Source organism: Culturomica massiliensis (assembly GCF_900091655.1).
GTDB classification, from domain to species: Bacteria; Bacteroidota; Bacteroidia; order Bacteroidales; family Marinifilaceae; genus Culturomica; species Culturomica massiliensis.
Genome location: NZ_LT594621.1, coordinates 2,616,908 through 2,640,668 on the forward strand (window position 1 = coordinate 2,616,908; position 23,761 = coordinate 2,640,668).

20 protein-coding genes are annotated in these 23,761 nt (G+C 42.8%); 5 read left to right on the top strand and 15 right to left on the bottom strand.

Annotated features, from left to right (window positions below):
* Positions 1-52: 52 nt before the first annotated feature.
* The 9 genes from BN8908_RS12150 to BN8908_RS12190 all read right to left on the bottom strand — a co-directional run bounded on the left by BN8908_RS12150 (position 53) and on the right by BN8908_RS12190 (position 12,782).
* Positions 53-3,175, bottom strand: a complete 3,123-nt coding sequence (locus BN8908_RS12150) for an AsmA family protein (protein ID WP_021987101.1) — start codon at positions 3,173-3,175, stop codon at positions 53-55.
* 133 nt (positions 3,176-3,308) lie between these two features.
* Complete coding sequence (locus BN8908_RS12155; protein ID WP_021987100.1) at positions 3,309-4,514, bottom strand: exo-beta-N-acetylmuramidase NamZ family protein; 1,206 nt, start codon at positions 4,512-4,514, stop codon at positions 3,309-3,311.
* A 30-nt stretch (positions 4,515-4,544) separates the two neighbouring features.
* Entirely contained in the window at positions 4,545-5,558 is a 1,014-nt protein-coding gene (locus tag BN8908_RS12160; RefSeq protein WP_021987099.1) for a DUF4837 family protein, read from the bottom strand.
* 55 nt (positions 5,559-5,613) lie between these two features.
* On the bottom strand, positions 5,614-6,381 hold the full coding sequence (locus BN8908_RS12165) for a DUF3108 domain-containing protein (protein WP_021987098.1): 768 nt from the start codon (positions 6,379-6,381) through the stop codon (positions 5,614-5,616).
* A gap of 82 nt (positions 6,382-6,463) precedes the next feature.
* Positions 6,464-8,314, bottom strand: coding sequence for an Ig-like domain-containing protein (locus tag BN8908_RS12170; RefSeq protein ID WP_021987097.1), 1,851 nt, complete (start codon positions 8,312-8,314; stop codon positions 6,464-6,466).
* Between the two features lie 182 nt (positions 8,315-8,496).
* The gene (locus BN8908_RS12175) at positions 8,497-9,192 is read right to left on the bottom strand and encodes a ComF family protein (protein ID WP_021987096.1); all 696 of its coding nucleotides are present in this window, start codon (positions 9,190-9,192) and stop codon (positions 8,497-8,499) included.
* Positions 9,189-10,619 (bottom strand): glycoside hydrolase family 16 protein, encoded by a 1,431-nt coding sequence (locus BN8908_RS12180; protein WP_021987095.1) that lies wholly within the window; start codon positions 10,617-10,619, stop codon positions 9,189-9,191. Before BN8908_RS12180 ends, BN8908_RS12175 begins: the two co-directional genes overlap by 4 nt.
* 158 nt (positions 10,620-10,777) lie before the next feature.
* On the bottom strand, positions 10,778-11,524 hold the full coding sequence (locus tag BN8908_RS12185; protein ID WP_068690827.1) for an energy transducer TonB: 747 nt from the start codon (positions 11,522-11,524) through the stop codon (positions 10,778-10,780).
* Between the two features lie 19 nt (positions 11,525-11,543).
* A complete protein-coding gene (locus tag BN8908_RS12190; RefSeq protein WP_021987093.1) occupies positions 11,544-12,782 on the bottom strand; it encodes an ABC transporter permease in 1,239 nt (412 codons plus the stop codon).
* Between the two features lie 351 nt (positions 12,783-13,133).
* Here BN8908_RS12190 and BN8908_RS12195 point away from each other — a divergent pair, with 351 nt between their 5' ends.
* The 5 genes from BN8908_RS12195 to BN8908_RS12215 all read left to right on the top strand — a co-directional run bounded on the left by BN8908_RS12195 (position 13,134) and on the right by BN8908_RS12215 (position 17,449).
* On the top strand, positions 13,134-14,447 hold the full coding sequence (locus BN8908_RS12195; RefSeq protein WP_068690829.1) for an aminotransferase class I/II-fold pyridoxal phosphate-dependent enzyme: 1,314 nt from the start codon (positions 13,134-13,136) through the stop codon (positions 14,445-14,447).
* A 223-nt stretch (positions 14,448-14,670) separates the two neighbouring features.
* Positions 14,671-14,898: a 4Fe-4S dicluster domain-containing protein gene (locus BN8908_RS12200; protein ID WP_009137182.1), complete on the top strand. Its 228-nt coding sequence runs from the start codon at positions 14,671-14,673 to the stop codon at positions 14,896-14,898.
* A gap of 16 nt (positions 14,899-14,914) precedes the next feature.
* Positions 14,915-15,997 carry a 3-methyl-2-oxobutanoate dehydrogenase subunit VorB gene (locus BN8908_RS12205; protein ID WP_021987091.1) on the top strand — a complete coding sequence of 361 codons (1,083 nt, stop codon included), beginning with the start codon at positions 14,915-14,917 and terminating at the stop codon, positions 15,995-15,997.
* A gap of 55 nt (positions 15,998-16,052) precedes the next feature.
* A complete protein-coding gene (locus BN8908_RS12210) occupies positions 16,053-16,817 on the top strand; it encodes a thiamine pyrophosphate-dependent enzyme (protein WP_068690831.1) in 765 nt (254 codons plus the stop codon).
* A gap of 86 nt (positions 16,818-16,903) precedes the next feature.
* Positions 16,904-17,449 carry a 2-oxoacid:acceptor oxidoreductase family protein gene (locus BN8908_RS12215; RefSeq protein ID WP_021987089.1) on the top strand — a complete coding sequence of 182 codons (546 nt, stop codon included), beginning with the start codon at positions 16,904-16,906 and terminating at the stop codon, positions 17,447-17,449.
* A 221-nt stretch (positions 17,450-17,670) separates the two neighbouring features.
* On the opposite strand, the gene BN8908_RS12220 is transcribed toward BN8908_RS12215, so the two are convergent.
* From BN8908_RS12220 to BN8908_RS12245, 6 genes are all read right to left on the bottom strand, one after another.
* The gene (locus BN8908_RS12220; RefSeq protein ID WP_021987088.1) at positions 17,671-18,546 is read right to left on the bottom strand and encodes a Cbp1 family collagen-binding glycoprotein adhesin; all 876 of its coding nucleotides are present in this window, start codon (positions 18,544-18,546) and stop codon (positions 17,671-17,673) included.
* 288 nt (positions 18,547-18,834) lie between these two features.
* Positions 18,835-19,680 (bottom strand): 3-hydroxybutyryl-CoA dehydrogenase, encoded by an 846-nt coding sequence (locus tag BN8908_RS12225; RefSeq protein WP_068690833.1) that lies wholly within the window; start codon positions 19,678-19,680, stop codon positions 18,835-18,837.
* Between the two features lie 194 nt (positions 19,681-19,874).
* A complete protein-coding gene (locus BN8908_RS12230) occupies positions 19,875-20,630 on the bottom strand; it encodes an enoyl-CoA hydratase-related protein (protein WP_068692268.1) in 756 nt (251 codons plus the stop codon).
* A 5-nt stretch (positions 20,631-20,635) separates the two neighbouring features.
* Positions 20,636-21,646 (bottom strand): electron transfer flavoprotein subunit alpha/FixB family protein, encoded by a 1,011-nt coding sequence (locus BN8908_RS12235; protein ID WP_068690835.1) that lies wholly within the window; start codon positions 21,644-21,646, stop codon positions 20,636-20,638.
* 103 nt (positions 21,647-21,749) lie between these two features.
* A complete protein-coding gene (locus BN8908_RS12240; RefSeq protein ID WP_021987084.1) occupies positions 21,750-22,535 on the bottom strand; it encodes an electron transfer flavoprotein subunit beta/FixA family protein in 786 nt (261 codons plus the stop codon).
* A 57-nt stretch (positions 22,536-22,592) separates the two neighbouring features.
* Positions 22,593-23,732: an acyl-CoA dehydrogenase gene (locus BN8908_RS12245; RefSeq protein ID WP_068690837.1), complete on the bottom strand. Its 1,140-nt coding sequence runs from the start codon at positions 23,730-23,732 to the stop codon at positions 22,593-22,595.
* Positions 23,733-23,761 lie beyond the last annotated feature (29 nt).

Genomic DNA, 23,761 nt, shown 5'->3' on the forward strand with positions numbered 1-23,761 from the left:
TAGTGCCCGGAGAATAAACTCCGGGCACCCAACTATAGAGACGAATTTGCTTCTATATTGTATCTACCTGCTCCCTACGGCCACCTTCACGCAACATTTCACGCATTCGCTTCCGCAGGTTCAGTTGTGTACTATCGACTTTCGTTTTGCGGGAAGGCATAAAAATATCCTTGTACTTCGCCTTCGTGATCCGGAACTTCATCTTATCCAGTGTACCGGAAATATCGACTCCGGCCCGGAAAGGCAAAATCGATTTCAAAAGTGATATATGATATTTAAAACTCATATCGATATTATGTTCCCCGCCGACAGCCACTTTATAACGGTCTATTTCCAAAAGGAAAGGGAATATTTCCACAATACCGTCCTTTATCGCTACATCAACCGATATACTATCGATCAAATTCCGCTTCTTATTTTTAAACATCAGCATTTTGGATATTTCAGCAAAAGTCTCACCATCCATCAGCACCAGATTATGTCCGTCCAGATAAGCCGCAGCCCGCAAAGTCGGGAGTTCGACCATCATCGTCGAATCAAGCCAGGTCTCAGCTGCAATATTGAAATCCACGACTCCTTCAAAGGAACGCAGCATAGGAAACAAAGTATCAAGAGCCGGTATTACTTCTACCAGACTATCAATCCGGATTTCATGCATTTTCAATGCAAAGCCCGTATAAGCCCGCAAGGTATCGGATGCTTTATAAATCAGAGAAGCCTCCATATTAGCCGCCGAAGAACGCATATCCAAATCGGAAACCTGAATACACTGATTCTTCATAACCATTTCTCCGTGTATGTTCTCCATCAATAAATTGCCGAACAACATTTTCTCTATATTTGTCCGGAAAACAAAATTGATCCCGGCAGGTACAACAAACACAGAAGAAACACCTTCATACGAAGCCGAATCACTCACAACAGCTACGTTATCCATATCGTCATCCTCTGTTGTAATCTCTTCTTTATAACCGGCGGCTACCTTATCCATATAAGCCGTACCCATATCCAATGCCCGCATGATCTGATTGCAATTGATCATCTTCGATTGTACCGTCAATTCTGCAAACAAGTCTTCCTTTTTAAAAAATGCCCGGGTCAGATTCGTTATACTCCCGGTCAACCGTACATCTGATTTTCCCAGCTTCAACACAGCCGAATCAAGCATGATCTCTTTTCGGTTGAAGTGAATACGTGTCCCCGGCATCCTGAGCCGCAACGGAAAAAACGGTGTATAAGCCCGTAATCCTTTAAAATCAACATATCCGGTCGGAAACCAGATACGGTCGTCCCGCCGGCTACGCGAAGCTTCCACATGTATATCAGCTTTCGCTATATTCAACCGATTATTCAATGCCCTCAAACGCAAACTATCGACCTGGAAATCGGCTTCTATACGCGGAACCGACTTGTCACGTTTTGTCGGCTTCAGGCTCCCTTTGGCATCCATCCGCTTCACACCCAATAACAACGTATCCCGTACGATGACAATCGTTTTACCGATGTGTATCCCGGAATTCACGGTAGCGATTGCCGACGTATCCTTCAAAGGAGTTGTCTTCAATGTCAGATAAGTCGTATCCATTAATACCCGCAATTTATCCTTCACATGAATATCTAACCCCGAATATCCGACAACACCGTTCAGGAAATCGACTCCCTGTACAACCTCCGTATTCTTCCGGTTTGTCGCAAAACCGACTCCCGCCGAACGGACATTCATCACAATACTGTCTTTGGGTATAAATAAGGCAACATCATTCATTTTACACCATCCTCCTACTTTTATCCGGCCGTAATCTCCGTTCATCACATCCGACAAAAGTACTTTTGTTTTCAAAGAAGCTCCGATTTTTCCGGTACAAGTCACTCCATCCGTCAATGGAAATATCCGGGTTAAATCATCAAAGTCGATATTGGCATCCAACTTCGCTTTTATCACCGGATCCCTCAGTACATTCTCCACGTCTCCGGCCAGATCGATATCGGTCTTTCCCCCCTTTATACAAAAATTATTCAGTTTTATATAGGACGGTTCCTCCCTCTGTAAATCAATCCTCGCAAAAAAATCAGTATTCAATTCCTCAATCCGGGAAGGCATCCCTTCATAAGCGATATAGCCGTCCGTAATTTTAAATTGTGAAGTCAATAAAGGAACATTCTTTTTTCCATAAACGCCGGTTACCGTTCCCGTACACAAAACATCTCCCCGGATATCGGCTTTCCGGTCCTTCTGTAACACAGCATCCGGAATCATTTCTATCAACGTCGCCAAAGAAGGAATGTGAATACCGTATTTCAAATTAACGGCCATCGTCCGGTTAACGGTATCCCCCCGCAATGTCCCTCCTGCACCGAAACGAATACCGTTGACATCGAAAACAGCTTTCTCCAAGGTATAAAGCAAAGAATCCCTGTTTATTTTCATACCGGTTTCTACCCCGAAATTCAAACGACTCACCAGCAACTTTCCTTCTTGCCAGAAAAGTATGTTTTTAGCTGAAAAATCCATATTCAGTCTGGAACGGTGTTTCCCCAGAAAACCGTCCAAAGCCAGTTCCAAATTACTCATACGGGTATAAATCTGAGTACTCCGGTCGTCAAAAACCATCCTACCGTTCTGAATGCGGATATTTTTCAGCCGGATAGCAGAATTAAAACCCTCATTTACAGTATCCGTTACAGTTTCGGCAACATCAGTCGTATCTGCCGGTAACTGCAATATATCCCAATTCGCTTGTCCGGCAGTGTCTATATAGGCATAAATCCGGGGCTGCTCCAGGACCAAATCTTTTACAATAATCCGGTTCTTCTTCAAAAAAGCCATCGGATTCACCGTTATCAAACACTTCTTTACGACCATTAAAGAATCCTCGGTCGCTGCCAACCGGGTCGTATCCCGGAATTTACAGGAAATAACCGAAGCATCCGATACTTTTAGCCCGAAATCCGGAAAAGTTGAGAAAAAAGTCAGCTCTATTTCACCGACACGCACATCCGCATTCAAATATTCCCGGGCCAATTGCTCTACCTTAGGCGTCAACTTCGAAGGCGTAAATACAAAATTGAGTACGATACCTATAGCTACCGATAAAAGCACAACAAGCGTAAAAACAGTCCATAAAAACCATTTTAACCCCTTTTTCCACCTGGATTTTTTCTTTTTCTCAGACATAATCAAATCATTACATGGTAAATTTCAGATCATATATCATGTGCTGTAAATGCCAATCCGAAATCCATTGCCCGCATAATCAACCGATGCTTCTACAACACACAACACCTCCGATATTTTCCCGATTCACAATTCAATACAACAAATATTTTGCCCGGACGATTTTAAAATGTTCCAATCCGGTCTGCCACATTTTCCGAATCTCCGTTTCACTCTTTCCGGCAACAATAGCCTCCCGCAACCCGGAAGTTCCTGCCAGTTTTTCAAAAAACGGAGTAAAAAAAGCATCCTTACCCGTATAATTCCGATAGGCCGTCATCAACCAATCCAAACGCAATTTTTTACCTTCCTTTACTTCATTGAACTCCTCCCGAAGATCCATTCCATAACATACTTTTCCGAGGCATTTCGGATTTTTACTCATACCCGGAATACTTTCCGGTATAAAACGATAAGGCATATCCGTCAAATCCGGGTGTCCGAATACCTGAAAAGGCGTCGCAGTACCTCTGCCCTCACTAACCACCGTCCCTTCAAAAAAACATACCGACGGATAAAGCAGTACCGACACCTCATCCGGAAGATTGGGCGAAGGCCGGCAAGGTAAAGCAACTACCATCTCCCGTTTCCAATTCCTGCATCGGATCACCGTTAAATCACACCGTTTTCCATCGTTCAACCATCCTTCTCCATTGATCATCATCGCATACTCCCCGATCGTCATTCCGTACACCACCGGAACCGGATGCATCCCGACAAAAGAACGGTACTTCAAATCCAACACCGGCCCATCCACATAAAAAGCATTCGGATTAGGCCTGTCCATCAGTAAAAGCCGGCAATCATTCTCTGCACAAGCTTCCATCAGGTAATGCAACGTTGAAATATACGTATAAAAACGGACACCGACATCCTGCATATCAAAAATGACAACATCCACACCGGCCAAATCTTCCGGAGCCGGTTTCTTTTTCTTTCCATACAAAGACACCACCGGAAGCCCTGTACGTTGATCGGTATAATCTCCGATATTCTCTCCGGCATCGGCATCCCCCCGAAAACCATGTTCAGGACAAAACACTTTTACGACATGTACGCCCTTTGCCCGCAAAAAATCCAAAGTATGAGACGACACGGCTGGTTCGTTTTTACGTTCACCAACCCAATCATAAGTCGTTACAACAGAAGTCTGGTTCGCAGCCAAAGCCACTCTTTTACCTTGCAACAGCGTTTCATATTTCCCGAAATCCATAATTCCGGGAAATACTTTTTCCTGTCCCATCCCTACACACAGAAGCCCGCAAAATGCGATAAAAAGAATTCCAAATTTTATACTCATATCTCAACAACGACCTCTTCCGGAATTAATTCATTTTCCCGATTCCTGATAATCCAACTTAACCGTATTCAATATAGCCTCTACCCGCTGAAGCCGATTCCGCTTTTTATCATCGGGAGCATAAACATATCCCATCATATAATCAATCCGGTTATTTTTAGCATCCAATATAACATTCATAACATAAGGACCTCCCATATAATCATTTACAACCGTCCACAAACCTCTCATCATTACGGCATAATGATCCCCGTTATAATTAAATATCTTCGTTTCTGTCGGCGCAATTGTATCCAAGGCCATATAGGTATTGGCCAACGGTCCCGGTATATTGCGTTTTAACTCTGCATTTACCGTATCTACAATAGCCTGAACATGGAATTGTGAAGCATCCTTATATTCTTTTTCAAAAAAGATAATTCCCCGGCCATCGGTCCGGGTTTCCCGGGAAATCCAAACAAAACCGTCGATATCTTTATTGACAACATAATCTCCCGGACAAGCCACATACATGTGGTATTTGTCTTTAAAAAGATTGTATACGGCCGAATTCGGCTGTTTTTTATAGACACTGATCAGACGTTCCTGCTCCGCTTTCATAAAAACATCCAGTATCGATTGTTTATTCGCATCAAATACATTCACAAAATCAGTCTCATTCGGAGCCTGTATCTCAAAATACTTTTGCCCTTTTGCCCAGGGACTGTCTTTAAAACGAATTGCCGTCGAATCTATTTTAGGAGAAATACGAACCAACAAAACATTTCTATACCCTTTTACATTCTTATCGAAAGAAGCCAAAGGCAAATTCAATATATCCATAACAGGTTCCGGTTGCGGCAAACCCAATTGCTCCTGCGAGAACCAAGCTTTTACGGTATCTCCGGCCGGACCGTTCCATAGATCTTTGTCCATCACGACTAAAACCTCATTCATACTTCCGGCAAGATTCGATAATCCGGTGGTCGTTTTGTCTTTACAAGATACGACAGTAACCAGCAAGATTACCATAACGGCAATTTTCAATAAAGGTGTTGTTTTCATAAGCGCGGATTTATATTATTTTTCAGTTCTAATATAATAATAAAATAAACATTTTTCAATCTCCGAATTTACTCTCCGACAAATCCAGAATTCCTTTCACCGAACCGACCAGGATTTTGGCTTCAACCATCAAAGGCACCCGGTTTTCATCCTTGCTCACCCATATCTTCATATTTTCCCCGCCTTTAAAGACATCTCCTTCCACCAATAAGGGAGAAAACACATAAGAATCCCATTTCTTCTTTCCCACTTTTATTTTCTCTACTCCCAGATAACGAATATACAAATTGTAAATCTTACTGTCGATTAAAATCTTTATCGGCAAGGTATCCTTGGGCTTCAGCTTATCGAAATCAAGCCCTCGCGCCATCCAGGCCACAGAGAGCATATCGTAAGTCTCCGGCAGTAACTCTATCGTATCCTGACGGATATATTTACCGATCTTATTTATTACACCATACGCTTTTTGATTCGTGTAATCGAAACTGTAATCAAACGTCTTATGATAATTTCCTTCATGTGCTTTTCGGGAAAATTCATAAGGCAGAAACGTATCGGGATGAAACTCAGATGTCAGCGTATCCCGCAACTTAAAAACCCAATCCCAGGAAGGTAATGAATACCCGACAGCATTCAATAAAACAGCTTCCGGATATTTTTCAGATTTGCCCATTGTAAACTCGACCAATCCGGCCCTGATCCATATAATTCCCCAATTATAATAACCGGTATATACCAGTTTTTCTATCGGCGGCAATTTCTGCTGTGCCGATAAAGGGAAAAATGTATATAACACAATTATTATGGCTATCACTCTTTTCATACACTCTTTTTTTCCGGCATATATCGCTTTCCTGCTTCCCGGTCGTCCCGACTCAGTATATTATTCCCACTTACATGCCTGTTTATTTTTTCTTCTTCGTATCTTTTTCTTCCTTCAGCTCTCCTCCGATATATGAACTTTTCAAATCAAAGGTTTGTTCTATATCAAAATTTTGTTTGATACTGATTTCTGTCGGTAAATAGCGGACAACTTCCGCCTGCTTCCCCTTCAAATACAAACCGGGATCCCAGATCCCATTCCGGTTTTCATCCAATATTGCCCGAAGCCGGTACTTCCCTTCATGCAAAAAGTCAAAAACCAGATCTCCGGATTTATCTACGATTTTTTCAGCAACAACGTTAAAAATTCTCTGTCCTTTTTCTGTCTTTTTATTATCCGGCTTATAAAGCTGTACGATAACCTGCCCTTCTACCCCTTCCAGATGCAGCTGCAATTTACCGTAAAATTCAAGCGGGCGGACTTTGAACTTCTTATCCAATTTATCGTTATGCCGCCCATAAATATCGGAAATCACAGCGGAATCGACCAACAGTTCATACTCCGCCTCGGGTTTCCATTCCTTTTCCAGGCGGAAACGCCGTATATGGACACTGTCCGGCACAATTTTAAAATCGGTAGGGACATATAGTGTATCGACTTTTTCCAATAACTGAACATGCTCTGTTATATCCTGAGTCACCGGACGATCAAATTCCAGAAAGATACCGGTATTTACATCCTGTTCCCGATCGACACTGGCCGTCATTTTTAAAAAGTCGATGACAGGTTTCTCCGCGTCTTTCTTCCTTCGCTTCGCCTTCTCGTTTACCTTTTTATCCGTAAACACCATCTTTACAGTATCCAGATAAGGCGATTGCATACCCGTACTGTCCGTTCGCAAATAAGACAGTTGAAAATGCAGCGTATCGCGCTTATACACGGTCGAATCCTTTATCCATAAATTAATGGTATCTCCACCGGGGGACACCTCTGGAAAATACCATTTCCCTTCAGTCACCGTATCCAATAGCTGAATAGCAAAATCATTCTTCCCCGGGACACTGAATACAAAACTCAATAACTCCCGCTGTTTCCTTGCCTCATCAACCATATACAGCTGTGTCGGAGTTTCTAAAAACATCCTCATATACAAATTATTCGGCCCGTAAGCCAAATAAGAACGTTCTACGATAGAATCCCCTCCGAGCGTATCCGTTCGGCTGACAGAAAATACAACCGGACGTACCAATGTATCCAAAAAAGCAACCTGTTCTCCTTCCGGCGCATATTTATAATCCCGGTTTTCGTCCATAACCGCCACAACCTTATAATCCGCTTCCCGCAAATTCGTTATCCGGAAAAATCCGGAACTGTCCGTACGTCCCATATAACTGGGAATCTCCTTCAAAGGCACAGAGTCTGCGGTATTCTCATACAGAAAAACATAACTGTTTACAACCGGCTCATTCGTCTCCGCATTCACGACATTTCCGCTCAATTCCAGGGTATCAATCACTGCACCCGTAGAAAACACATACCGGTAATACCCTAACGGATTACCTTCATTATTGTCTACTATCGCATCGGCAAAATCAAGGCTATAAGTCGTCTCCGGCCGCAATGTATCCTGAAATTCAACCATAATGTATTTCGCTCTCAAACGCACCCGGGGTTTCTTGGCCTGAGGCGGAGAAATAATAAATTTCTCATTGACACTCTTTAAAGCGACAAATTCATCGAAATAAATATTAATACTTTTCTTATTGAAGTTTGTACTGAACGAAGCCGGCTGTTCTGCTATCACACGAGGAGGAGTCTCATCTTTAGGTCCTCCCTCGGGATATCCCTTATTCGCACAGGAATGCATCACAATAATGATGAACAATATTCCCAATCCCCACAAACAGGCCGTAAAGCAACGAGATCTATTCATAAAACAAATATTAAAATTTATGCTTCAAAAAACGGGCAATCTTCCCCATCTCTGACTCTTCATTGGCATTGAATCAACAAAGTTATAAAAATTATCCTACATAAGGATTCTGTAACTATGTTTTACAAGCAGACACACAAGAATTCAGCCTTAATCGTATAAAAATCTCATTTTGTAACAACTCAGACTTCCGTCCTCGCCAAACATGCCAAACTGAATCTTACATGACCTGCCTCTGCCAATGTACGTATACAGGATTTTATTGTTGCCCCGGTCGTAATAACATCGTCTACGACAAGAAGATGCTTACCGTAAAGCACGTCCGTTTTCTTCAACCGGAAAATATTCTCGACATTTTTCTGACGTTCACCGGCACTCTTCCCGGTTTGAGAAGCATTGTCCTGAACCCGGCAAACGATATCATCCCACAAAGGAACCTTCATCGCTTCCGCCATCCCCATTGCAATCTGCCGGGCCTGATTATATCCCCTTCGTTTTTCTCTTTTCGGATGCAAAGGGATGGGAACAATAGCATGGACGCCGGACCGGTCACCGATCTTCCCGCCCAGCATCCGTCCCAGGTATACGCAAAGCTCCTTACCGGAACGATACTTCACCGCATACACCAGATTTTTATAATCATTGTATTTATTATAATAGAAAAGCGCATACAATGACCCGACATCAACAACCTCATCCTCCATCAATAACCGGATATCTACAGATTGATAAGCGGGATCGGCCAAAGGGAAATCAGCCAGACAAGGCGAACATAAATACTTTTCTCCCCTTACCAAAGCCTCCTTACACACCACGCAAAGCGGGGGATAAAATAAACGGACTATAGACTGAAAAATGCGGTTGCCCTCATTTTTCATTTTAATTTCACATCCGCCCCTTTCTCTTCTTTCATTTTATAAAAACGTACCCATTCAATCTCCATACGGGACGGCACACATTTTCCTCCCGGTTCCTGATTACATCCCAATCTGAAAAATACATACATCGGGATATCCGGGATATTTTCGTGCACTTCTTTAACAACCGTATCATTGACCATCCATACCATTTTTTCACGGGTCCACTCCAATGTAAAAATATAAAAGTCATTGGACAGATGTATATCTTTTAACGGCATAATTTCATTTACAACCTTACCCTTGGAAGTATAAATCTTTCCCATTTGCAAGCCGTTTGCCCCGGATCTCATGATCTCGATATGCGGCATATCCCGGTCTCCGCGCATCCCGAAGCATTGCACTACCGACGAATGATTGAGCTTTATTTTGGCTTCAAAACGGCCGAAACACTGCCGGAACGCACAAGCCGTACTCAATGCAGCAGAAGTATATTCATATTTCTTTTCCCGGATACCCAAAGAAGCATCCCAATATTTACCGATAATCTGCTCTTTCTTAAAATTCAGCTGCACCGACTTTTCAGTAAATGAAATATTCTCAGGTAAAAACAACTGAACATCATTTCCGACACCATAAGTATCGTTTAAAAAACGTTCTCCGGCATAATAACGGGTAATCCATTTTTGCTCATTCAGACTTCCGCCTCTGAATGTATCTTCAAACACCGGTTCCCAACGACACATATTTTTAAAATGCACATCAGACTGCAATGAAAAATACTTTACAATATCCGGGCGTTTCTTCAAAGCTTCATACTCACACAGCAATTTATAATCATCCGTTGTCTCATACCGTCGTTTATTCAACAGATACTCCCGGTTTTTACGGAACTCATCCGATTTAATATAAGCTGTAAGCTTCTCGAACTCCTGAGGTAAAGTCGTAGCCTTTACTTCTGCATAATGCCTGAACCTCTTATTTTTCTCAAATAATATCAAGGCTTTGATCTTCGGATGAGCAACTATATTCCGATAAGCCATATACTCTTCGGGCCGCAGCTTTTTATCGAACCCCGGAGTAGTCACAATCACCCGCAAGCGGGCATATTGCGCATATTCATCGGTTTCTTTTACTTTTAAATATCCTTGTAACTCCTGAGATTCCTTAATCAGATAATAATTCTTTAGCTTCTCGGCTTTGAGCAACTTTTTATAGTCTTTTTCCCGGTTGTAATATTCACTCTCCTTATACCTTAAATGTTCGATTTGTTTCCGCTTATTCTTAAATACAGGACTGTTTACATATTCATCCAACTCATAAAAACGCTTCAAGTCATCACTCTCTCCCACCTTTCGGTACAAGGCGTAATCTTCGTCAAAAACCTTCCTTAATGTCTCTGCATCAGCTGTCGTACGAACCTTTTTACTTCTCGAAAACAATCCCATAATCCACTTGAATTTAGTAATCTTACACCCTATATGCTAATCATCCGGGACTTCCAGCAAATCAATACCACCACCCCTGGTTTAGTCAAACACATATCTTAAATAAAGCAAAGTTAATGCAATAATTTTAAATTTAAAACCTTACATTCAAAATTCCATTATTGCTTAACGAAATTGTAAGTTATTGTTCCCGTTTGCAAAGCCGGAGCTCCCGGTTTCTCATTAAAGCGAGAACGCAAAGCAGCATCCACGGCAACATCATGCAAACAATCGTCCTGCTGTGATTCTGTTGCAACCACCTCTGCCCGTTGCACCCTCCCCTTTCGGTCGACCACTATCTTTACCACAACCCGTCCTCCAAATTCGCATTTAAACACAGGTATCGGCAAAAAACGCGCATAACGCTCCGGCAGATTATAAGAAACACTGCTTTTCCCTGAATAAAATGTCGATTTTAAAGAATCCAGCAACTGTTCCTTTTTATCCCGGTCATATTGCAAACTGTCTTTCTTGTAATTTTCATCTTTCCGGGCCTTATAACGACCGCTATATTCATCCGCCTCCAACTCCTCCATCACTTCATCAATATAAGACTGTACATTCGGTGTTTTATTCGATTTCTCGCGGACATTCTCGTTAACCGCAATAGAGCGTAACATCGCCTGTACCTCTTCCGTTGATGCTTTTTTACGGATTTCTTCCCGTTGCTGCTTCTCTTCCCGTATTTTTTCCAACTCCTGCGGAGACGATGCCGCCAACTCGATTTCTGTACCCAAAGGCACCTCCAGCCGGGCAATCCCCATACTCAACAGAAAAATAGCAAGCAATAAATGAAAAATTATTGTCCCCAAAATTCCCGTTTGATGAGCATAAAACTGCTGTATAATATATTCTTTAAAATTCATCCTTATCCCCATTTTCCGACTACTCAAAACGGATTGCACGAATAGGACTGATCCTGGATATCAACATCGTCGGAACAACCAGCATCAATGTAGATATCACCAACACCCCTATATCAAGTAGAATCACAAACACAAAATTAAAATGAATAGGTACCGTATCCATATAATAGGCCACCGGATCCAGAGGTATTACCCGAAAAAAATATTGTATCCCGGCCAATACGAAAGCCAGGATATTCCCCCAGATCATTCCTCTGCCGATCAAACCTGCCGCTATATACAAAAACAACTTGCGTAAATTAACATTCGTATAACCCAAAGCTTTCAAGATTCCGATCAAAAAAGTTTTATCCAATATCAGTATCAGTAAGCCGGATACCATATTGAATCCGGCAACCACAAGAATCAGCACTAAAATAATCCATACATTCGTATTCAGCATCCCCAGCCAATCGAACAAACTGGGAGCCATATCATACAATGTCGTAACCTTACACATATTTCCGGAATCCTCCCAAGGCAGCAAATCATAAACTTTTTCCTCCGCCACAGGCAACAAACCGATATCTTTCAAATCTACGGCAATTCCGGACACTTCATCGGACTGCCAGCCGTTCAACCGCTGCAAATGCCGGAGATCACAAAAAACATATATGTTATCGTACTCTCCGAATCCGGTGTCATAAATACCTTTCACGGTAAATACTCTTACCCGGGGCGGATCCTGCACAAAATGAGCATTTATCTTCTCTCCGGCCCCCACTTCCAATAGCGAAGCCACGGCCTTTGATATCAAAATCTCGTCGGAAGCTTTAGCCGTACTGAAATCCGGATAGTCCCCGGACACCACATGTTTCCGGATAAAATCTCCCGGATAAAGAGAATCGACACCGTACAACACAACCCCATGGATTTGCTTTTTGCTTTTCAATATCGCCGGCTTAGCCACATACGGATAAACCGTCGCTACTTCCGGCAGTTCTGCGATTTCAAACAAAAGCGTATCCGATACCCGGACCTTCTCCGCTGCGTCGTAAGAATTATAATTCCCGTAAGCAACGACATTCAAATGAGCGGAAAAACCGGTCAACTTATCCGTAATCTCTTTTTTGAAACCGGTAATAATAAATATGGAAAGCAACATCACACATACCCCCAAAGCAATCCCGACCAAAGCAATCCGGACAATAGGAACGGACACCGTACTATTCTCCTTGCCTTTCAGCAATCTCCGGGCTATGTATAATTCTAAATTCACGTTTCTTTCTCCCTATTAAAATTAAAGCACCCTACACAACCGATACGAAATCAGAATTACACCTTACAAACTTTAAACGAGAAAAACACCTTTCGTCTCACTTCAACAGCAATTTCTCCCGTTTATCCGTAATCTCAAATTCAGTTGCGCGATACTTTACTGCGCTTAAGGCAAAATACCCGTACAAAAGTAAAGTAAAAAGTAAAAAGTAAAAAATAAACGGGAACAATTCCCGGAAATCAGAAAATACAGGAAGAAATAATATTTATAAATTAAAATGGAAGAAAAGTTATGTTTTTTCAAGAAAATTGTCTAATATTGTTTCAAAATGTAAGCAACTACTCACTAATCATGCAAAACAATATTATTGACATTCAAGTTGTAGAAAACAAACTTGCTGAGGCCGGTATATCGGACCTCGAGCATGCTTCGATCCGGGATGTTGTAAAAGTCGCCAATCTGTTAGAAAAGGCGAGCAGTATTCAATTTATCCGAATGGAAATGGGTGTACCCGGACTCCCGCCTGCCCAAATCGGTACCGAGGCAGAGATCAACGCTCTGAAAATAGGGGTTGCACAATATTATCCCATGCTGGAAGGTTATCCGGAACTTTCGGAAGAAGCAGCCCGTTTCGTAAAAAATTTCATGGATATCGACATCAATCCGGCACACATCATTCCGACTGTCGGCGCGATGCAAGCCTCTTATACGGCATTCATGGCCCTTACCGAATGTAAAAGCGGTAAAGATACGGTGCTGTTTATCGATCCCGGATTTCCCGTTCAAAAAACCCAACTGGACGTTATCGGCAAACCTTATATTACATTCGACATTTACGAACACAGAGGGAAAAAACTACGTGCTAAGCTGGAAGAATATTTAAAAAAAGGGAACATCTGTGCAATCGTTTACAGCAACCCCAATAACCCGGCCTGGATTTGTCTCACGGAAGAAGAATTACAGGTCATCGGAGAATTATCCAAACAATACGATACCATCATCCTGGAAGATCTCGCTTATTTCGCCATGGATTTCCGGAAGGATCTTTCACATCCGGGACAGGCTCCTTTCCAGCCGACGGTTGCCAAATACACGGACAATTACATCTTCATGATCTCCAGTTCGAAACTGTTCAGTTACGCCGGACAACGTTTGGGATTACTCTGCATATCGGATAGTTTATACCGGAAAAAATACGAAAACCTGAAAAAAAGATACGGTTCGGAAGAATTAGGTTACACCTTGGTGTATAAATTGATTTATACCCAAACTTCAGGAACGGCCCATTCTCCCCAATATGCCGTTGCAGCAATCTTAAAAGCAGCCAACGAAGGAAAACTGAACATTCTGTCCGGAGTCAGGGAATACGAAACCCGGGCAAAAGAAATGAAGCAACTTTTTCAGGAAGCCGGTTTCAGGATTGTATATGATAAAGACGGCAATGAAGATATAAGTGACGGATTTTATTTTACCATAGGTTATCCCGGATTTAGCGGGGGTGACCTTGCCAAAGAACTCCTGTTTTACGGCATATCCTCTCTTCCGCTGAAAGGGTGTGGCAGCAACCGGCCGGGCTTGAGAGCCTGTGTTTCACAAATCGGCCTGGACAAAATGGGTACCTTAAAAGAAAGATTGGAAGCTTTTAAAAAAGATCACGGCCATTAACCGTTAGAGCGGTTAAAATTGCACATGAAATAAGGAATTGTGAAAAATCGGGTTATGAACCTTACACACAGAAAAAAAATATGTGCAAATATTGAATTTGAGAACAAAATAAAGAAACCTTTTTTGGTACTTTTGATTTTAAAATGTAATTTTATACCCCGATAATAGTTACAATAATTAATAAAAAGACGATAATATTATATAATTTATAACTTTTTAAGATATGGCAAAATTCAGAGGAGCAATCGTTGTGGACAACGAAAAATGTAAAGGATGCGGCCTATGCGTCGTAGCCTGCCCGACGAAAGTAATCGATCTCAATCCTGATGTAAACGGTAAAGGCTATCATTATGCCTATATGAAAAATCCCGAAGCATGTATCGGTTGTGCCAGCTGCGGCTTGGTATGCCCCGATTCTGTAATCAGTGTTTATAAAATGAATGTAGAATAAATAAAACTACTTGAAAATGTCTGAAGTAAAATTAATGAAGGGTAATGAAGTAATTGCCGAAGCTGCTATCAGATGTGGCTGTGACGGTTACTTTGGTTATCCTATTACCCCCCAATCGGAAGTTATGGAAACCCTCATGGTACGTAAGCCATGGGAAGAAACCGGGATGGTCGTTTTGCAGGCAGAAAGTGAAATTGCTTCTATCAATATGGTATATGGCGGTGCCGCCTGCGGTAAAAAAGTAATGACCTCTTCTTCCAGTCCCGGTGTCAGCTTAATGCAGGAAGGTATGACCTATATTGCAGGAGCCGAATTGCCTTGTCTGGTCGTAGACGTTGTCAGAGGAGGCCCAGGCTTAGGAACGATACAACCGGCACAGAGCGATTATTTCCAGGCGACCAAAGGCGGTGGACACGGTGATTATCACCTGATTGTATTAGCCCCGGCTTCTGTTCAGGAAATGAATGACTTTGTCGATCTGGGATTCGAACTGGCTTTTAAATACCGGAATCCGGCGATGATCCTGTCTGACGGTGTAATCGGACAGATGATGGAAAAAGTAGAGCTTTCCCCGTATAAACCGAGATGGACGGACGAAGAAATCGAAAAAATTTCGGGTAGCTGGGCATTGACCGGTAAAAAGAAAAACCGGAACGGACATATCATCACCTCTTTGGAATTGGATGCACACCGGCAAGAAACCTTTAACGAAAAACTACAGGCCAAATACCGGAAAATCGAAGCAAATGAAGTAAGATTCGAAAAAATCTTATGTGACGATGCCGATTATCTCATTATCGCTTACGGCTCATCCGCACGTATCTGTCAGAAATCAATAGAACTGGCTCGTCAACAAGGCATTAAAGTCGGATTATTACGTCCTATTACCTTATACCCGTTCCCGACAAAGGCCATTGCCGAAATGAGCGAAAAGGTAAAGGGCATGCTGACTGTCGAGATGAGTGCCGGTCAAATGGTAGAAGATGTTCGTCTGGCTGTTAACGGCAAAATACAGGTTGAACATTACGGACGTATGGGTGGAGTTGTTCCGACCCCGGAAGAAATTATCGATGCACTGAAAGACAATTTTAAATTGTAATCTCTCACAGTTGTCAATTTAAAATCTACAATTTAAAATTTAAAATTAAAACGCAATGATTGATATAAAGGATATAGTAAAACCGGAGAATCTTGTTTATAAGAAGACCTCTCTGCTTACCGACAACGTCATGCATTACTGTCCGGGATGTACTCATGGAGTAGTCCATAAGCTGGTTGCAGAAGTTATCGAAGAATTGGAAATACAGGATAAAACCATTGGTGTTTCACCGGTAGGATGCAGTGTTTTCGCATACAATTACATTGATATCGACTGGGCAGAAGCTGCTCACGGACGGGCTCCGGCCGTTGCTACGGCTATCAGCCGTCTGCATCCCGAAAAATATGTTTTCACTTATCAGGGAGACGGCGACCTGGCTTCTATCGGATGTGCCGAAATCATGCATGCCTGTAACCGGGGCGATAATATCGTTGTCATCTTCATCAACAATGCCATCTATGGTATGACAGGTGGACAAATGGCTCCGACCACCCTGATCGGACAGGTAACGGCTACGACACCTTACGGCCGGGATGTCAAATTGAACGGATTCCCGATGAAACTGACGGAATTGATCGCTCAATTAGACGGAACCTGCTACGTCACCAGACAAAGTGCTGACACTCCGGGTGCCGTTCGCAAAGCCAAAAATGCAATTAAAAAAGCATTTCAAAATACACGTCTCGGCAAAGGAACCTCTTTTGTAGAAGTGGTAGCTACCTGTAATTCAGGCTGGAAAGTAAGCCCGGTAGAAGCCAACAACTGGATGCGCGAACACATGTTCAAAAAATATCCGTTGGGAGACATCAAAGACATTTAATAACATTGTAGATTTCAGATTTACGATTTCAGACTTTTCCGGTCTGAATCGTAAATCATAAATCATAAATCGTAAATATTATCTTTATGACAGAAGAAATAATTATAGCAGGCTTCGGAGGACAAGGAGTACTTTCTATGGGAAAGATCCTGGCCTATTCCGGAATTATGCAGGATCAGGAAGTATCCTGGATGCCTTCTTACGGCCCTGAAATGCGTGGAGGTACAGCCAATGTCACCGTTATCATCAGCGATGAACGCATCAGCTCTCCTGTATTGACACGTTTCGACACCGCTATTATCCTGAACCAACAATCCATGGATAAATTCGAATCCCAGGTTAAACCCGGAGGCACATTAATTTACGATCCGAACGGTATCACACACCACCCGACCCGGAAAGACATCGATATCTATCGCATAGAAGGTGCCCGTCTGGCTGCAGAAAGCGGAAATCCCAAAATCTTCAACATGATTATTCTAGGAGGCTTTCTGAAAGTAAAACCGATTGTTAAATTGGAAAACGTAGAAAAAGGACTTCAAAAATCCTTACCGGCCAGACACCATTCTATGATACCTATGAATATCGAAGCCATCCGTACGGGAATGGACAATATCGAAAGCGTAAAATAAAACACTTCCGTAAAGCCGGATAAAAAAGGGGATACAAATTTTTAAACAAATACAAACCTTTTTTCTCACCTTACTCTGAAAAAACCGGGAAATATGTTCCCGGTTTTTTTTACGTAAAAAAAGCTACCTGAAAAATCAGGTAGCCTTCTGAATGTTCCCGGAATTCCAAATCCATGAAGGGGAGAAAGAATTTGAAACTACCGGGAACCAGGTATATGTGTCTAATTAACCATAACTACTAAATATTTCGTTTGTCCCCAAAATGCATTCTCGTCTTTTACTACCAGATTCAACATACCGTCCTCTCCGGCTTCCAGGCTGTAAGAATCTTCAGGATGCACCGACAACACCTTTGCTTTCTTGCCATTCAACGCTATTGATTTTGCTTCCCGGATATCAACATCCTTAAAAGAAGCCTTTTGTACCTGAGATGATACGATCGGCGGACAGAATATTCCCTGACGGGTTATCACATTCGCATCTTTCAACTCTTTCCGACTGCCGACCAAATAATGAGCCGTATGGATAGTCTGATCCTGTTCGGTAATTGTCATTTTCTGAGCAGCCGATTGCTGATTCAAATCAGCTACATCCTTATTCAGATTTTCAACCTCCTGTGTTTTTGCCAGCAACTGCTTATCTCTTTCAGCAAGCTGTGCCGTAATCTCAGCAATCTTCTGCGTCCGGACTTCCAATTCTTCATTCAGACTTGCGATCAATTTTTTAAATTCTGCAGACTGACGTTTATTCCGGCCATCCAATTTATTAATTTGATCTTTGTAACCTGCAATAGCCTCGGTAATCGCTTTAATATCGGCTTTTAAAAGAGCAATTTGTTTTTTAGACTTACTGGCTCCGGCATTTTCTTCTGCCTCCAATGTCAACAATTTTTCGGCTTCCCGGATAGACTGCATACCGGCAGAAATATCGTTCAAATCGGCAAATAAACCTTCCATCTCGGCATTCTGATTATTATAAGCGACACTCAAAGAATCCAAACGACCTTGTAAATCTTTATATTTTTGCGAACTTTCTACACAGCCACCAAGGAAAAACAAGACACATACGCTGACTGTTCCAATGACAAACTTTTTCATAACGATCTGATTTTAGTGATTAATTATATCTTTTCTCATTTATTTATAAAATGAAGCAATCTACATACCAAAAAGCATATAAACCACAATCAACTAACAACCAGCTTATTATAAAAGAAACAGCATGCACCCCGATTGGGGAATATGGGGAAAAGATTAAAAAAATGAGGAAAAATTCCACAAAAAAAAATCTGTTGTCACCCTGGAAGTAACAAGCGAGTCCCAAACAGCCTAAAAATAAACCCGCATTGCCCACTCAGGATGACAACAGAGTAACTTTATCGAAACCTATTTTCGGTAATCGTAGAAGCCCACTCCGGTTTTACGTCCCAGCAAATTTGCCCGGACCATTTTACGGAGTAGTGGATGCGGCCGGTACTTGGAATCTCCGAATTCATCATGCAATACTTCCATAATTGCCAGACATACATCCAAACCTATTAAATCAGCAAGCGCTAAAGGCCCCATCGGATGATTAGCCCCCAACTGCATAGCTTCATCTATTTCCTCCTTTGAAGCGACTCCGTCGGCCAGAATACCAATTCCCTCATTAATCATCGGTATCAGAATCCGGTTTACAACAAAACCCGGAGCCTCATTCACACTCACCGGCACTTTCCCAAGTTGCCGGGCAATCTCAAACACCCGGTCATGTACTTCCGGAGAAGTCATCTGCCCCTTTATAACTTCAACCAGTTTCATAGCCGGAACCGGGTTGAAAAAATGCATTCCGATAACCTGTTCCGGACGAGAAGTCACAGCAGCCACCTCTGTCACCGACAGAGAAGACGTATTTGTCGCCAAGATAGCATCCGGCTTGCAAATCCCGTCCAACAAACGGAAAATCTCACATTTCACCTCCATATCTTCTGCTACAGCTTCAACCACCAGGTCAGCATCCCGGCAATCGTCGTACACCTGCGTATCCCGGATCCGGGAAAGTACGGCATCCTTCTCTGCTGCTTCCAGCTTTCCTTTCTCTACCATACGGAAAAGATTTTTTTCCATCGCTTTGTGAGCCTTAGCCAAAGAAGCATCAGAACGCCCCTTCAACAAAACGTCAAATCCTGCCTGGGCAAATACCTGGGCAACTCCGTTCCCCATTGTACCCGTTCCAATTACACATATTTTCATAAATTATTGGTTTTAATGATATCCGATAACTTTCGGCTACCTCCATTAGTTAATTCTTCCACCGATTCTTTTTTCTTAAATCCATCGGCTTAAAGCTATATACAAATTTTAAATTGTAAATTACCTGACAAAGGAATTCACTATCGCGATTCATTTAATCTCTACAATTAAAACAAATACGCCATTGTAAATATCTACTTATTCAAAAAAGCTCTCATTTTCTGCTTCTGTTCTTCCGTAGCGAAACAAAGCCCAAACAAACCGTTTTCGATAGCTATACCGGTATCGATATCGGTTTCTATCCCTCGGTTTATGGCTTCCTTGGCATACTGTACCGCCAAAGGCGAACGGGAAGCAATTTGCTCCGCCATCTTTACAGCTTCGGACAGCAACATTCCGGGTTCCGTCACCGAATTGACCAATCCGATCCGGGAAGCCTCCGCTGCATCGATAACACGCCCCGTATATATCAACTCCTTCGCCTTACCCACTCCGATGATACGAGGCAAACGCTGCGTGCCGGAAAAACCGGGCACAATTCCCAATCCTGTCTCCGGCTGGGCAAACTTCGCCTTTTCGGAAGCCATGCGAATATCACAGGCTAATGCCAACTCACATCCTCCCCCCAAAGCATACCCGTTTACTGCGGCGATAACAATTTTTTCCGACAATTCGATCTTCCGGAACACCGAAGCACCCAACTGCCCGAAAATTTTCCCCGCTTCTGCATCCAATCCGCTCATTTCAGCAATATCCGCTCCGGCAACGAACGAACGTCCCGCTCCTGTCAGTACGATTACACGAAGCTCCGCATCCTCCGCAAACTTATCGAAAGCCTGTCCCAATTCTTTCAAAACAGAGGTATTCAAAGCATTCAATGTCTCCGGCTGATTAATCGTCAAAATGCCGACCGGACCTTGTTTCCCGAAAAGAAGTGTTTTAAACTCCATCATATTTATTTAACTTTATTTCTCTCATTCTTTAACTTTTCAGTCAACAGCGGAACAATCTTTCTGACATCCCCCACAATACCCAAATCCGCTACCTGAAATATCGGAGCATACTTATCTTTATTAATAGCAATGATATAATCGGATTCTTCCATACCGGCCAAATGCTGTATAGCCCCGGATATCCCCATGGCAAAATAAAGATTCGGACGCACAGTCTTCCCCGTCTGCCCCACCTGTCTGTCATGTGTCATAATTCCTGCGTCAACCATCGCCCTGGAAGAAGACACCTCAGCACCGATTGCCCCAGCCATATCCTCAAGCATTCTAAAACCTTCTGTGTTACCAACTCCACGACCACCGGATACCAATACTTTAGCCTCCGTAATATCAATCAGATTACGTTGCTCTTTCACTACCTCTAATATACGCACTTTAAATTTAGAAGTATCAAAATGTACGGTAATATCTTCAACCGTCCCTTCTCTTTTTTCATTGGCTGTCCCCATACGCATCACCCCAGGACGTACTGTCGACATTTGCGGACGATGCTCCTTACAAATAATCGTGGCCATCAGGTTACCCCCGAATGCCGGACGGGTCATCAACAAATCTCCTTCTTCCGATATATCCAAACCCGTACAATCTGCCGTCAATCCTGTCTCCAGACGGGCAGACAAACGAGGTCCCAAATCCCGTCCGATGGTCGTTGCCCCGATCAGTAAAATCGACGGTTTTCTTTCTCTGATAATCTGAGTAACCGCCTGTGCGTAAGGTTCTGTAATATATTGCTTCAATTCCGGAGCATCCACACACAAAACGGAGTCTGCCCCGTAAGCAATCAACTCCTTCGCTTTTTCTTTTATTCCGCTACCGGCCAAAATAGCAACAACCTTCTGATTTAACCGATCAGCCAATTCCCGGGCTTTCCCCAACAACTCGAAAGCTACATTCTGAATAACACCTTCCCGTTGTTCGGCAAAAACATATACATCTTTATATTGAGTCTTATCCATTCTTTCTAGATTTTAGATTTTAGATTTTAGATTTTAGATTTTAGATTATTCACAAAGCCGAATAAGTGAGTTTTAACCCTCAATCTGAAATCAAAACCGTAAATTAAATAATAAACTTTTCTTTCAGTTTCTCTACAATCAAGTCTGCCGCTTCCGCCGGTTCAATTTCGAATACCTTGCCCGCAGCTTTAGCACCTTTCGTGAAAGACTTGAATACACGTGTCGGAGAACCATTTAACCCTAACTTCTGCTCGTCGACACTTATATTGCCATAATTCCAAACCTCGACCTCCCTGTTATAGGACTCTACAATACCACGAACCGACATGTAACGGGCCTTATTTGCCGTTGCCAGTACCGTTATAACACAAGGAGCAGGTACTTCGAGCATTTCATAACCTTCTTCCGTCGACTTACGGATAGTAAATGTCACTGCTTCGTTGTTATACTTCAATGCTTCCACATAAGTCACCTGCGGTAAGTCGAGGTGCTCGGCAATCTGCGGCCCTACCTGTGCTGTATCTCCGTCTATAGCCTGACGTCCGGTAATCACCAGATCGTATTCGAGTACCCGCAAAGCCCCTGCAATAGCATTGGAGGTCGCCAATGTATCCGCACCGGCAAACTTCCGGTCACTCAAATGAATCGCCCGGTCTGCTCCCATAGCCAAAGCTTCCCGCAGAATATCGTCGGCCTGGGGCGGTCCCATAGTTATCACCGTTACATGAGCATTATATTTATCTTTCAATTGTAAAGCCATCTCCAAACCACCCTTATCGTCCGGATTCATTATGCTCGGAACCCCATCCCGAATCAATGTTCCCGTTACCGGGTCCAGCTTTATCTCCGTCGTATCGGGAACCTGCTTGATACAAACTACTATTTTCATATTTCGTTCTTTAATGTTATTCTATTTATTTCTCAAAACAACCGCATGCAACACCTGCTATTTCAGCAATGCACCTGCAATAACCATCCGCTGAACCTCCGAAGTGCCTTCGTAGATTTCTGTGATCTTGGCATCCCGCATCATGCGTTCCACCGGATATTCACGCGTATATCCGTAACCGCCGTGAAATTGTACGGCTTTTGTGGTCATTTCCATAGCCGTCTCCGCAGCAAAAAGTTTTGCCTGGGCAGCATCCACAGAATAAGATTGTTTCTGATCTTTCTTATAAGCAGCCATCCGTACCAACAGACGGGCAGCCTGTATTTTCGTTTCCAAATCAGCCAGTTGGAACTGGGTATTCTGGAATTTTCCGATGGATTTTCCGAACTGCTTCCGCTCTTTTACATATTTCACGGTTTCATCCATAGCTCCTTGTGCAATTCCCAAAGCTTGCGAAGCGATTCCGATACGTCCGCCGTCCAGCGTCTTCATGGCTATTCCGAATCCCCCGCCGGGTTTTCCCAACAGATTTTCTTTCGGTACAATGCAATTTTCGAAAATCAACTCACAGGTAGCCGATCCCCGGATACCCATTTTCTTCTCTTTCTTCCCGATCGAGAATCCCGGAAAATCCCGTTCGACGATAAAGGCAGAAATACCTTTGGTCCCCAACGACTTATCCGTCATTGCCATCACAATATATACATTTGCATAAGCTGCATTCGTAATAAAAATTTTCGTCCCGTTCAACACATAATGGTCTCCTTCCAAAACCGCCATCGTCTGCTGGGCCGAGGCATCCGTTCCCGCATTCGGTTCTGTCAGCCCGAAAGCACCGATCCATTCTCCGGAACACAACTTCGGTAAATACTTCTTCCGTTGCTCTTCCGTTCCGAACTCGTAAATAGGAGCCGCGCACAAAGAAGTATGAGCAGAAACGATAACTCCCGTTGTGGCACATACCCGGGATAACTCTTCCACAGCCATTGTATATAATATATTATTTCCGCCGGCACCCCCATATTCCGCGGGGAAAGGAATACCCATAATACCTAACCTGGCCATTTTCTCTACGGTTTCCAAAGGAAAACGCTCCTCCTCATCGATTTCTGCTGCCAAAGGCTTCACCTCTTTCTCGGCAAACTCCCGAATCATCTGCCGAAATAATATCTCTGTTTTTGATAATGAAAAATCCATAGTTTATATTTTGAAGATTTGAAAATTTG

Excerpts from the sequence above, each read along its gene's own strand:
- BN8908_RS12150 (WP_021987101.1), bottom strand. The coding sequence starts at position 3,175 with ATGTCTGAGAAAAAGAAAAAATCCAGGTGGAAAAAGGGGTTAAAATGG.
- BN8908_RS12155 (WP_021987100.1), bottom strand. The coding sequence starts at position 4,514 with ATGAGTATAAAATTTGGAATTCTTTTTATCGCATTTTGCGGGCTTCTG.
- BN8908_RS12160 (WP_021987099.1), bottom strand. The coding sequence starts at position 5,558 with ATGAAAACAACACCTTTATTGAAAATTGCCGTTATGGTAATCTTGCTG.
- BN8908_RS12165 (WP_021987098.1), bottom strand. The coding sequence starts at position 6,381 with ATGAAAAGAGTGATAGCCATAATAATTGTGTTATATACATTTTTCCCT.
- BN8908_RS12170 (WP_021987097.1), bottom strand. The coding sequence starts at position 8,314 with ATGAATAGATCTCGTTGCTTTACGGCCTGTTTGTGGGGATTGGGAATA.
- BN8908_RS12175 (WP_021987096.1), bottom strand. The coding sequence starts at position 9,192 with ATGAAAAATGAGGGCAACCGCATTTTTCAGTCTATAGTCCGTTTATTT.
- BN8908_RS12180 (WP_021987095.1), bottom strand. The coding sequence starts at position 10,619 with ATGGGATTGTTTTCGAGAAGTAAAAAGGTTCGTACGACAGCTGATGCA.
- BN8908_RS12185 (WP_068690827.1), bottom strand. The coding sequence starts at position 11,524 with ATGAATTTTAAAGAATATATTATACAGCAGTTTTATGCTCATCAAACG.
- BN8908_RS12195 (WP_068690829.1), top strand. The coding sequence starts at position 13,134 with ATGCAAAACAATATTATTGACATTCAAGTTGTAGAAAACAAACTTGCT.
- BN8908_RS12200 (WP_009137182.1), top strand. The coding sequence starts at position 14,671 with ATGGCAAAATTCAGAGGAGCAATCGTTGTGGACAACGAAAAATGTAAA.
- BN8908_RS12205 (WP_021987091.1), top strand. The coding sequence starts at position 14,915 with ATGTCTGAAGTAAAATTAATGAAGGGTAATGAAGTAATTGCCGAAGCT.
- BN8908_RS12210 (WP_068690831.1), top strand. The coding sequence starts at position 16,053 with ATGATTGATATAAAGGATATAGTAAAACCGGAGAATCTTGTTTATAAG.
- BN8908_RS12215 (WP_021987089.1), top strand. The coding sequence starts at position 16,904 with ATGACAGAAGAAATAATTATAGCAGGCTTCGGAGGACAAGGAGTACTT.
- BN8908_RS12220 (WP_021987088.1), bottom strand. The coding sequence starts at position 18,546 with ATGAAAAAGTTTGTCATTGGAACAGTCAGCGTATGTGTCTTGTTTTTC.
- BN8908_RS12225 (WP_068690833.1), bottom strand. The coding sequence starts at position 19,680 with ATGAAAATATGTGTAATTGGAACGGGTACAATGGGGAACGGAGTTGCC.
- BN8908_RS12230 (WP_068692268.1), bottom strand. The coding sequence starts at position 20,630 with ATGGAGTTTAAAACACTTCTTTTCGGGAAACAAGGTCCGGTCGGCATT.
- BN8908_RS12235 (WP_068690835.1), bottom strand. The coding sequence starts at position 21,646 with ATGGATAAGACTCAATATAAAGATGTATATGTTTTTGCCGAACAACGG.
- BN8908_RS12240 (WP_021987084.1), bottom strand. The coding sequence starts at position 22,535 with ATGAAAATAGTAGTTTGTATCAAGCAGGTTCCCGATACGACGGAGATA.
- BN8908_RS12245 (WP_068690837.1), bottom strand. The coding sequence starts at position 23,732 with ATGGATTTTTCATTATCAAAAACAGAGATATTATTTCGGCAGATGATT.